The 2354-nt window shown below is 58.4% G+C and carries 3 protein-coding genes and 2 pseudogenes; 2 read left to right on the top strand and 3 right to left on the bottom strand.

What is annotated here, in order from left to right; translation table 11 throughout:
• Together HMPREF0307_RS12580 and HMPREF0307_RS12585 are read right to left on the bottom strand one after the other, a co-directional pair.
• Window positions 1-286 (bottom strand): annotated as a pseudogene (locus HMPREF0307_RS12580) (transposase); the annotation flags it as partial.
• Between the two features lie 55 nt (window positions 287-341).
• Window positions 342-635: pseudogene (locus tag HMPREF0307_RS12585) on the bottom strand (recombinase family protein); the annotation flags it as partial.
• A gap of 350 nt (window positions 636-985) precedes the next feature.
• Here HMPREF0307_RS12585 and HMPREF0307_RS08150 point away from each other — a divergent pair.
• Complete coding sequence (locus HMPREF0307_RS08150; RefSeq protein ID WP_035106074.1) at window positions 986-1345, top strand: Cd(II)/Pb(II)-sensing metalloregulatory transcriptional regulator CmtR; 360 nt, start codon at window positions 986-988, stop codon at window positions 1343-1345.
• Window positions 1303-1941, top strand: a complete 639-nt coding sequence (locus HMPREF0307_RS08155) for a cadmium resistance transporter (RefSeq protein ID WP_197418401.1) — start codon at window positions 1303-1305, stop codon at window positions 1939-1941. Before HMPREF0307_RS08150 ends, HMPREF0307_RS08155 begins: the two co-directional genes overlap by 43 nt.
• A 231-nt stretch (window positions 1942-2172) precedes the next feature.
• Here the strand turns inward: HMPREF0307_RS08155 and HMPREF0307_RS12590 are convergent.
• The coding region (locus HMPREF0307_RS12590; RefSeq protein ID WP_369799441.1) for a DDE-type integrase/transposase/recombinase at window positions 2173-2354 on the bottom strand (182 nt) is incomplete at its 5' end.

The following is a 2354-nucleotide window of genomic DNA, read 5'->3' on the forward strand; positions in this document are numbered from 1 at the left end:
TCGCCCGATAGAGGTAGCACCACCTGCCGCCGACTCGGATATAGATCTCATCCGCCCGCCAGGAACTGGCCTGCCAGTCAGGTAACGTGTCGGTACCACCGTGTTTGCTTGTCGAGCTCAGGGGCGTATTTCTGGCCCCAGCGGTAGATCGTGGTTTGATCGATTGGCACGCCCCGCGCGGTCATCATTTCCTCCAGATCGCGGTAGCTCACCCCGTAGTGGCAGTACCACCGCACTGCCCACAGAATGATGTCACGGGGAAATGACGACCGGAGAAGATACCCATGGCTGTGACTATTTCACGTCGCTCTTCCTACTGCCCCAACTTTGCAACAGCACCGATTCGAGGAATTGACCTTGATGGGATCAGTCAAGGTGCGCACCCCTACCCCACGCTCCTGAAGGTCATGGATCAGGTTGAGAGTGTCACGGACGGTGCGGCCCAGCCGGTCGAGGGTGTGGACGACAATGACATCTCCCGCGCGGGCTTGCTGGAGTCCGGGCCGATTCGTGGTGGATCCGGATTTCTTGTCGACGTAGATGTATTTATCCGCAACATCTTCTTTACGGAGCGCGTCGATCTGACGGTCGAGGTCTTGTTTTGCGGTGGAAACCCGGGCGTTACCAATATCCATGACCCACAGCGTGCCGGAAGTCTATTCTGCAGCAGGTTTTGCGAGTCAATTCGTTGGAATAGCTTGTGGAACAGTCCTCTCCTGGGGCTGTGTATTTTCAATTGGTTTCATTAAGGGTGTCTCACTTCCTTGGAAGTGGGACACCCTGATCGGTACGTGGGCCGCCACTGGCCTGGGCCGGAAGCTGCCGGCAATAGCCCTCACCTTTAAATCACGTCGGGAACACCGCCAACTAGGCGGCCGCTTCCTTCCTGCGCAGTGAAGGCCTCAGCCTGAAAGTGCAGACGACCTCTAGCAACAACGCCATCCCATGTTGAAGTTAGTTCAGCAACAACTGTATAGTTCAGCACATGCTGACTATTGCTTCTCGACTAGACGTGATGAACCGGTTGGGTCGGGCCATGGCGGATCCGACTCGTTCCCGCATTCTCCTGGCGCTGCTGGAGGGACCGGCCTACCCGGCCGCTCTCGCCCAGGATCTGGAACTGACGCGCTCGAACGTGTCGAACCATCTCGCTTGCCTGAGGGACTGCGGAATTGTTGTCGCCGAACCGCAGGGGCGACAGACCCGCTACGAGATCGTTGATGCTCATCTGGCGCAGGCGTTGAACGCGTTGCTGGATACCACCCTGGCCGTCGATGACAACGTCGAATGCATCGACGCCGGATGCGCCGTACCTGGGTGTGTCACTGGACAGGAGAGTGCGTAGTGGTAACCGGTCTACTGTCGGCGATTGGTCTGTTTATCGCCACCAATATCGACGACATCATTGTGCTCTCGCTGTTTTTTGCCCGCGGGGCGGGGCAAAAAGGGACCACGCTTCGGATTCTGGCTGGGCAGTACCTCGGCTTCATGGGCATCCTCGCGGCCGCAGTCCTGGTCATGCTGGGGGCAGGAGCATTCCTACCTGCTGAGGCGATCCCGTACTTCGGACTAATTCCCCTGGCCCTGGGACTATGGGCGGCCTGGCAGGCTTGGCGAAGCGATGATGACGACGATGATGATGCGAAGATCGCCGGGAAAAAGGTGGGTGTGATGACCGTCGCCGGTGTGACGTTTGCCAACGGTGGCGACAATATCGGCGTCTACGTTCCGGTCTTCCTCAACGTGGACACTGCCGACGTCATCATCTACTGCATCGTTTTCCTCGTCCTGGTGGCAGGCCTGGTCCTGCTGGCAAAGTTCGTGGCCACCCGCCCGCCCATCGCAGAAGTCCTTGAGCGCTGGGAGCACGTGCTGTTCCCGATCGTCCTGATCGGCCTGGGCATCTTCATCCTCATCAGCGGCGGCGCCTTCGGCCTCTAATAAGCCCATCCCGAGTGAACTGACCCCCATTTTCTGGACTGGGTTAATTCTAAATGGTTAGGGTCTTTGCGGGGGCCTGGTTCCGATACTGCATCGGGGCCAGGCCCTTGAATCGTTCTTGGAGGGTGCTGTTGCAAAGTTGGGCGGAGAGCAGCGAAGACTCAGTTTCTCATCCCCTGATGACCGCTGCGTGTGGGCGTTGTTAGGCCGTCTCGAAGACTCGATTGACGATCACCGCGTCCGGGTTCGGTTGCCCGTGAGGGCAAACATCGTGCCTTGCCCTTTCCGTAATGAGTGCATCGCTTCCATCCCTTTCAACGTCCGATGTGCAGATGTCCGGTTCTTAAGCGCGACTTTCGGCCCGAGGGTCCGCTTCAGTCGACCATGGTCGCCTTCCAGGATGTTGTTGAGGT

It is taken from the genome of Corynebacterium sp. DNF00584 (assembly GCF_001552965.1).
Classification (GTDB): Bacteria; Actinomycetota; Actinomycetes; order Mycobacteriales; family Mycobacteriaceae; genus Corynebacterium; species Corynebacterium phoceense.

What these genes read in the sequence shown, in the direction of transcription:
- HMPREF0307_RS08150 (WP_035106074.1), top strand. Translation starts at nt 986, where the DNA reads ATGCTGACTATTGCTTCTCGACTAGACGTGATGAACCGGTTGGGTCGG.
- HMPREF0307_RS08155 (WP_197418401.1), top strand. Translation starts at nt 1,303, where the DNA reads ATGCGCCGTACCTGGGTGTGTCACTGGACAGGAGAGTGCGTAGTGGTA.